The following is an 8405-nucleotide window of genomic DNA, read 5'->3' on the forward strand; positions in this document are numbered from 1 at the left end:
CCTTGATGAATCCAAATAAGCGCTTAACAACAAACCAAGGTGCTCCAGTTGGAGATAACCAAAACTCTCGTACAGCTGGTCGCCGTGGACCGGTATTGTTAGAAGACTATCATTTAGTAGAAAAACTTGCTCACTTTGATCGTGAACGTATTCCTGAGCGTGTTGTGCATGCACGTGGTGCAGGTGCTCACGGTGTATTCGTAACGAAAAACAGCATGCAGCAATATACGAAAGCAGCGTTTTTACAAAATGAAGGAACTGAAACACCTGTATTCGTTCGTTTCTCAACGGTTATTCATGGTCAAGGTTCTCCAGAGACAGCTCGTGATCCGCGTGGGTTCGCTGTTAAATTTTATACAGAAGAAGGAAACTATGATATCGTAGGTAACCATTTACCGGTTTTCTTCATTCGTGACGCAATTAAATTCCCTGACATGGTGCATTCTTTAAAGCCAGCACCTGATACAAATGTTCAAACACCAGATCGTTACTGGGATTTCATGACGTTAACTCCAGAATCTACACATATGATGACGTGGGTATTTTCTGATTATGGTACACCGGCAAACTACCGTGAAATGGAAGGATTCGGCGTACATTCATTTAAATGGATTAATGCAGAAGGTAAAATTGTTTACATTAAATATCATTGGAAGCCACAGCAAGGTGTACGTAATTTAAGTGCGAAAGAAGTGCAAGAAGTGCAAGGGAAAGACTTCAATCATGCAACTCGTGATTTATTCGATGCAATCGAAAAAGGAAACTATCCGAAATGGGATTTACACGTACAAGTAATGCAACTAGATGAAACGGACTCTTTAGACTTCGATCCACTAGATCCAACGAAAGTATGGCCAGAAGATTGTTTCCCATTAATTGAAGTAGGGACGATGACGTTAAATCGTAACCCGAAAAACTTCTTTGCGGAAGTAGAACAAGTGGCGTTCTCTCCAAGTGCAACTGTAAATGGTATTGAACCATCTGAAGATAAATTATTACAAGGTCGTTTATTCTCTTACCCAGATACACAGCGTTACCGTCTTGGTGCAAACTATTTACAAATTCCTGTAAACTGCCCATACGCAGCTGTTCGTAATCAACAACGTGATGGTGCGATGCAAGTGGATCAAAACCCATCTACAATAAACTACGAACCGAGCCGTCATACTGAAAATCCAGTGGAAGATCCGGCTTACCGCGATTCAACTATGAAAGTAGAAGGCTACGTATCTCGTGAAAAAATTGAAAAACCAAATGACTTCAAACAAGCGGGTGAGCGTTACCGTTCATTCTCTAAAGAAGAGCAAGACAACTTAATTGCGAACTTAACAAACGACTTAAAAGGCGTAAATGAGCAAACAAAATTACTAGCTATTTGCAACTTCTTCCGCGCAGATCATGACTACGGAATGCGTTTAGCAGGGGCGTTAAATGTTGATATTACGCAGTATGTAGGGAATGTTCCGAAGTAAATAGGAAAAGACGACTGTTAAACGGTCGTCTTTTTTGTGTAAAATCATGCAGGGTATTTTGCGTTTTAGCTATGTCGGAATTCGTCGGTAAATCGATATATTGAAAGAAACGATCGATATATTTACGGGAATACAGGGTGGAGTATGCTAATCAGTGCGATAAAAGAGATGCAATCTACTATTAATAGATTGCATCTCTTTTTTAATTTACTCGCTCTGTATACTCATAAGCTTTCTCCCCGTGCATCGAAATATCAAGCCCCATTTGTTCTTCGTGCTCATCGACGCGAACAGGAAGGAAGAAGTTAATGGCTTTAATAATGGCGTACGTCATTATGATTGTGAATGCATATGTTGCTCCGATTGCTACAAGTTGTTTGAAAAGGAGAGTGGCGTTTCCGTAAAATAATCCGTTAGCACCATCGCTATTTATAGTAGTAGTAGCAAATAGTCCAGTTGCAATACCGCCCCAAGTTCCTCCAATGCCGTGGCATCCAAATGCATCGAGTGTATCGTCGTATCCGAATTTGTTTTTTAAGAAGAAGACAGCTCCGAAGCATAATATACCGCCAATTGCTCCGATAAGAAGAGCGGAGAAAGGTGTAACGAATCCACAAGCCGGCGTAATTGCGACTAAACCAGAAACAACCCCGGAAGCAGCTCCCATCGCAGTCGGTTTTGATTGGAAGAACCATTCAGAAAGCATCCAAGTTAGAGCTGAGGCAGCGGCGGCTATATTTGTATTAATAAATGCAGTTAAAGCTACGTCATTTAAAGATAATGCACTACCGACGTTGAAACCGAACCAGCCGAACCAGAGTAAGCCTGCGCCTAACATTGTAAATGGTAAATGATGAGGGGAGGTACCGCTTATGTTTTTTCGTTTTCCAAGGAAAATAGCTAATACAAGACCAGCAACGCCAGATGTGATATGAACGACATTACCGCCAGCGAAGTCTAATGCGCCGAGTTCTCTCAGCCATCCGCCAACGCCCCATACCCAATGAGCAACAGGATTGTAAACGATTGTTGTCCAAAGAAGGATAAAAATAAGAAAGGCAGAAAATCGCATTCTTTCGGCGAATGCCCCTGAAATTAAAGCGGGAGTTAAAATAGCGAACATGAGTTGGAACATCATAAATAAATTGTGAGGAATAGTAGATGAGTAGTCTGGGTTTGGTGCGTAGGTAACTCCGTTTAGACCGAACCAATCGAGATTGCCGATAAGTCCGTGCCAATCTGGCCCGAATGATAAAGAATAACCGATAACAATCCATTGAATCGAAACGATAGCCATTGCGCTATAACTGTGCATTGTCGTGCTGAGTACGTTTTTACTGCGAACCATACCCCCATAAAAAAGTGCCAATCCTGGTGTCATCAACATGACCATTACTGTCGTTACAAAAATAAAAACTGTATCTCCCGTATTCATTCTCTCTCCTCCTATGATGTTAGAAAAAATAACATCTATATGTTATGTTTCATATCATATTCGAAATGAAAAGAAAAATCAACTAAAAATTCAGAAAACTTTTTAGGGGATGTTAGAAAACCTAACATGATGTATTTTTGGGGGATAAAATCAACGTATGCGATTTGCTCTAAAAATTGGTATAATATTCTTACAATTGGAAGTTTGGGGGATGCGTGTGAAAAAAATATGGACTAAGGAACTATTCATTTGTTTTTGTTTAGCTGTTATTTTGTTTGTACCAGTACATACTTTTGCGGAAGAAAAAAGGGAATGGCGAGATGAAGTTATATATTCCATTATGATTGATCGCTTTAATAACGGAGAATCGAAAAATGACAAACAGTTAGACGTTGGTAATTTAGAAGGGTATCAGGGCGGAGATATACGTGGGATTATAAAAAGATTGGACTACATAAAAGAAATGGGATTTACTACTATTATGCTTTCGCCGCTTTTTGAAAGTGAAAAGTATGATGGATTAAGCGTTCGAAATTTTCAAAAAGTAAATGAACATTTCGGAACAGAAAATGATGTGAAAGAACTTGTAAATGAGGCTCACAAAAAAGGAATGAAAGTTGTCTTTCAATTTCCGTATGAAGAAAATGAACAACAATTAATAGACTCGATGAAATGGTGGATAAAAGAAGTCGATTTAGACGGAAGTTATGTGATACATAGTGAAAAAAAGCCGCGTGCTTTTTGGGATGAAGTGCAAAAGGATTTGCGGAAGGTAAAGAAAGGTTTTCACATTATGACAAAGGAAGATAATGAGTACTATAAAAAAATAGTAGAGTCATTTTCAAAAGCAGACATGTCTGTGAAACCTTTATATGATGTGAGTGGAAAAGAAGAGGAATTCGCTACGTTTTTAGATAATCAAGAAACAAAGCGATTTGCACGTATTGCAAAAGAAAATATGTATTACCCGCCGTCTCGTTTAAAACTAGCGATCACTTACTTATTAACATCCCCGGGGATACCGAATTTTTATTACGGAACTGAAATCGCATTAGATGGGGGAGAGGCTCCAGATAATAGACGATTAATGGATTTCAAATCTGATGAAAAGTTTATGCAGCACATAACGAAGCTAGGTGAACTTAGACAAGCGAGACCATCTTTACGACGTGGTACGTTTGAACTTCTATATGATAAAGATGGAATGAGTATATTAAAACGAAAGTATAAAGATGAAGTAACACTAGTAGCGATTAATAATACGAAAGAGACGAAAAAGGTTTCCTTACCTGTAAGTACAATTGGTGAAAAACAAGAGTTAAGAGGATTGTTAGAAGACGAAATTATAAGAGAAGAAAACGGAAAGTTTTATCTTGTTTTAAAGCGCGAAGAGTCGAATGTGTATAAAGTTAGCGAAGAAACAGGTGTGAATTGGTTGTTTATCTCCTTAATAGTCGGTGTGAACGTGTTATTTATTGCTTTTTTAATTGCGGTTAAAAAGAAAAGATCCTCTGTATAGATAGAGGATCTTTTTTTCTTAGCGATAGTTAATGAATTGTACGTCGATTGGTAAGTCGACGCTGCGAACGGCTGCGATTACTGCTTGTAAGTCATCACGGCTTTTCGCTGTTACGCGTACTTGGTCATCTTGTACTTGCGTTTTTACTTTTAATTTCATTTCTTTAATGATGTTGTTAATTTTTTTCGCGTTATCTTTATCGATACCTTGTTGCAGAGTTGCACGTTGGCGAACAGTATTACCAGATGCGGTTTCAACTTTTCCGTAGTCCAAGTTTTTAATTGGAACGTTACGTTTTACAAGTTTAGAAATTAGAACGTCTTTTACTTGGTCTAATTTGAACTCGTCATCAGAAGTTAAAACAAGTACTTCTTTTTCTAATTTAATATCACTTTTACTACCTTTAAAGTCATATCGGTTTTGGATTTCCTTTAATGCGATGTTAATTGCGTTTGTTACTTCAGGTAATTCTACTTTCGAAACGATGTCAAAAGAACTCTCTTTTGCCATAGTTAGCACCTCCAAATAAATTTCTATCTTTTCATGCACCTAAATAGGCTATGTAATATACATATTAAAGTATAGCGGAAAATACATCGATTAGATAGAGTGTTGCAACTTAAGTGTTTTGACGGGTCATCCGTAGGGGAATATAGTCCTATAGATACAGTCTTTATTTAATTATAGTGAATTTTGGGCAGTTGGACAAATAAAGGAAAAATCGTGTTATAATTAACTTTTGTTTGGAATGATAAAAAAGATAATTTTATATATATAGAAGGGAATTAAAAAATATGTATTTGCAATTAGGATCGATTGAACAGGTAACTGTTTTACGCGAAACGGAAATCGGATATATGGTTGGAAACGAAGAGGAAGAAATCTTCCTACATAAAAACGAATTAGCTGGAGAAATTGCAGAAGGCGATACGATTGATGTATTCTTATACCTTGATCACCAAAATCGTATTTCAGCAACAATGAAGGAACCAATTATTACAACACATGATTGGAATTGGGTAAAGGTTGTAGAAGTTATTCCTAGTTTAGGTGTGTTTGTTGATATTGGTGTATCAAAAGATATACTAATTCCACTTGATGAGTTTCCAATTTATATGCCAGTATGGCCTCAGGAAGGCGACGAATTATATTGTACGTTAAAATTAACGAATCGTGATCGTTTAATTGCTCTTCCGGCAAGAGACAGTGATATGCAAGAAATTATCGTAGATGCAACGCCATCTATGCGTAATAAAAACGTAAATGGACGTGTGTATCGCTCACTTCAAGTTGGTTCATTCATACTAACTGACGAGCATTTCCGTGCTTTCTTACACCATACAGAAAGAAAAGAACAAGTCCGCATCGGTGAGCGCGTAACAGGTCGTATTATTGACGTGAAAGACGACGGTACAATTAACATTTCACTTCTTCCTCGTAAAGAAGAAGGAATGGAAGATGATGCAGCAGTACTTTATGCATATATGGAAGAACGAGGCGGAGCGATGCCGTTTTGGGATAAGAGCAACCCAGAAGACATTAAAGAACGTTTCAATATGAGTAAGGCTGCATTTAAACGTGCACTTGGTAAACTGATGAAAGAAGAAAAGATTTACCAAGAAGAAGGCTGGACTTACTTTAAGAAATAAGATAAATGAAAAAGAACTATTTTTTCTCTTAATTTTTAAGAGAAGAGATAATTCTTTTTTTTTATTATAAAGTACATAAAAAGTAAATAAGGTATAATAAAATTCGCAAAATCTGAAGATATACAAACGACTAGAATACGTTATGGTTTTTATTATAACAAGAAAGAAGAGTATTTCGAATAAAAAGAATATTGAAATGAGTTTTTGGGCTTTTAGTTAACAAAGTTTCGAAAATACACACTTTATAAAGGTTTCCTTTAAATATGATTATTGTGTTTCGAGGGTTTCCTTATAAATCTTAGCTATATATTTTACAAAATCAATGATGGGATAGTGTATGAGCGAGCGGTGCTGCGTAAAACGAACTCCTGATTTTTCCATTTTTGAAATGATTTGTTCAATTTCCAACTCTTTTTGTTGTATCTTATTATAATTTTGATATACAATGTTTTTCCATTGATAGGAAGAACCATGAAAATAACTCTCTCCTTTTACCCTGTGATTAAATATTATTTCTATTTTTTCTCTACGTTGTCTTTCCTTCATATACGATTCCGTTGACTGCATGGTTATCGCCTCTTTCCTTTGTATTGTATACTGTTTCCGAAAATTCGGTCTAACTCATCATAGCCAATGTACAGTGATTTTGTTGGGGATTGTCGTTTAAGGCTATCTTATCAACTGTATATATTTTGCAATTTCTTAATCTAATATCTTATATCTAAATAAATTGTTAGTGTGTATAAAACGCCATTAATCTTTTAAGTTTTTGCTACCAATAACAAAATTAGAAAGTAGCGAAAACGGATGAAAGATAAATTGTTTATCAATCTTTATTATAAAACGATTCTTTATGGATATGCACCTTTTTATACTCACCAAGATTTACAATATGACGAGTATCTTCATCCATGAATGTTATCCTCTATTTGCTGAGGATAGTTTTTTTATTTAGGCTAAGCAACATATCGTATGCCTCAGAACCCTTTTTATAAAAAAGGACAATATATGTAACGGTTTCCCTTTTGATATGAAAAAAATCATATAGAAATAAAGCGTTCTTAAAGTGGTTTGTTAAAAATTTGTTGTATTTGACTTAAAAAAAGGAAAGTAATATTTATTTGTAGAAAATTTTTAAGGATACAAATGAATGTAAAAATAGAATGACTATCTACGATAAAAAAGGGGGCACTTATATATGCTAACAAATGATTTAGATTTCCGATTAGAACCACGTTTAAAAGAACTGTATGAACAACATAAAATAAGAGCGCAGAAGATAGACTGGGGTTATCATGAGTTTTTACCATGGGATAAGGGAATGGACTTTAAAAGAGTTCCTTGGGATGAAAGTCAAGTTACTCTTCCTTCTGGTGTAATTACGGCTATTGAGACAGCTTTATTAACAGAAGTGAATTTACCGTGGTTTACAACGTATTTATCGGCGACCTTTAAAGGATCCCTTTCTGTTATTACAGACTTTATTCATACTTGGACCTCAGAAGAGGATCAACATTCGAATTTATTGGAGACATATTTACTACTCACTCGAAGTGTGAACCCTAAACGAATACATGATTTAAGAAAGTCAGTCGTTGAGGGTGGATTTGAGCCTGATTTTCATACACCAATCGAAGCAATGACGTATACGACGCTACAAGAACTTGCAACGCTGGTGTTTTATAATAACGTAGCTAAGGTTTCAAGTAAGCATGATCCAGATCTTGCTACATTATTACGTCGTCTCGCCAAAGATGAGACTCTTCATTATGCGTTTTATCGAGACGTCATTCGAACACATTTGGAATTAGAACCTAATTATTGCTATCATATTGCCAATGTGATTAAGAATTTTAAAATGCCAGGTGCCGTCATGCCTGATTTTGAAAATAGAATGGCTGTGATTGCAAAAGAAGCGAATTATGGACCACTACAATATTTTGATCAAGTACTTGATGTAGTGGTTGATTATTGGGGGCTAAAAGACTTACGACCAATTGCGCCTTTAGCTGAAAAAGCAAGAATTGAGATTTTGGAATACCACACAAGATTGAAAAAAATACGGGATCGATTTGGTCGTTTTCAAGGGAAAACTGATCTACGTTAATGAGTAGAGATTTCTGAATATAAGCGGGGGAATCTGACACACTCCCTATTGTTTTTGGGGTGTTTTTTACTTAATTTAATTTTTGTCAAAAAAGTGGTTGACGATAAAAACGATTTTATGATATTATAAAATATTTGATAAAAAATCACATATATGTTAAGGTTGAGAAGGTTACCATATATGGAGGTGGATTATATGTTTCAAATTGGCGATAACATTGTTT

Annotated in this window: 7 protein-coding genes; 4 read left to right on the forward strand and 3 right to left on the reverse strand. The window is 36.1% G+C overall.

Annotation, left to right across the window (positions count from 1 at the left end; all coding sequences use genetic code 11):
* Positions 1 to 5: 5 nt before the first annotated feature.
* Entirely contained in the window at positions 6 to 1472 is a 1467-nt protein-coding gene (katB, locus tag SB773_RS08160; RefSeq protein ID WP_410589401.1) for a catalase KatB, read from the forward strand.
* Positions 1473 to 1674: 202 nt separating this feature from the next.
* Here the strand turns inward: katB and SB773_RS08165 are convergent, their stop codons facing one another.
* On the reverse strand, positions 1675 to 2907 hold the full coding sequence (locus SB773_RS08165) for an ammonium transporter (RefSeq protein ID WP_002011245.1): 1233 nt from the start codon (positions 2905 to 2907) through the stop codon (positions 1675 to 1677).
* A 157-nt stretch (positions 2908 to 3064) separates the two neighbouring features.
* On the opposite strand from SB773_RS08165, the gene SB773_RS08170 reads away from it, so the two are divergent.
* Positions 3065 to 4426, forward strand: a complete 1362-nt coding sequence (locus SB773_RS08170) for an alpha-amylase family glycosyl hydrolase (protein ID WP_410589403.1) — start codon at positions 3065 to 3067, stop codon at positions 4424 to 4426.
* A gap of 18 nt (positions 4427 to 4444) precedes the next feature.
* On the opposite strand, the gene SB773_RS08175 is transcribed toward SB773_RS08170, so the two are convergent.
* On the reverse strand, positions 4445 to 4936 hold the full coding sequence (locus tag SB773_RS08175; protein ID WP_002030284.1) for a YajQ family cyclic di-GMP-binding protein: 492 nt from the start codon (positions 4934 to 4936) through the stop codon (positions 4445 to 4447).
* A 284-nt stretch (positions 4937 to 5220) separates the two neighbouring features.
* On the opposite strand from SB773_RS08175, the gene SB773_RS08180 reads away from it, so the two are divergent.
* Positions 5221 to 6075 (forward strand): CvfB family protein, encoded by an 855-nt coding sequence (locus tag SB773_RS08180; RefSeq protein ID WP_002011240.1) that lies wholly within the window; start codon positions 5221 to 5223, stop codon positions 6073 to 6075.
* Positions 6076 to 6342: 267 nt separating this feature from the next.
* On the opposite strand, the gene SB773_RS08185 is transcribed toward SB773_RS08180, so the two are convergent.
* Positions 6343 to 6642 carry a hypothetical protein gene (locus SB773_RS08185; RefSeq protein WP_002030282.1) on the reverse strand — a complete coding sequence of 100 codons (300 nt, stop codon included), beginning with the start codon at positions 6640 to 6642 and terminating at the stop codon, positions 6343 to 6345.
* A 631-nt stretch (positions 6643 to 7273) separates the two neighbouring features.
* Between SB773_RS08185 and SB773_RS08190 the strand changes: the two genes are divergently transcribed.
* Positions 7274 to 8182, forward strand: coding sequence for an acyl-ACP desaturase (locus SB773_RS08190; protein ID WP_002030281.1), 909 nt, complete (start codon positions 7274 to 7276; stop codon positions 8180 to 8182).
* The last annotated feature ends 223 nt before the right edge of the window (positions 8183 to 8405 follow it).

The sequence above is a fragment of the Bacillus sp. SIMBA_074 genome (genome assembly GCF_046534555.1).
GTDB classification, from domain to species: domain Bacteria; phylum Bacillota; class Bacilli; order Bacillales; family Bacillaceae_G; genus Bacillus_A; species Bacillus_A mycoides.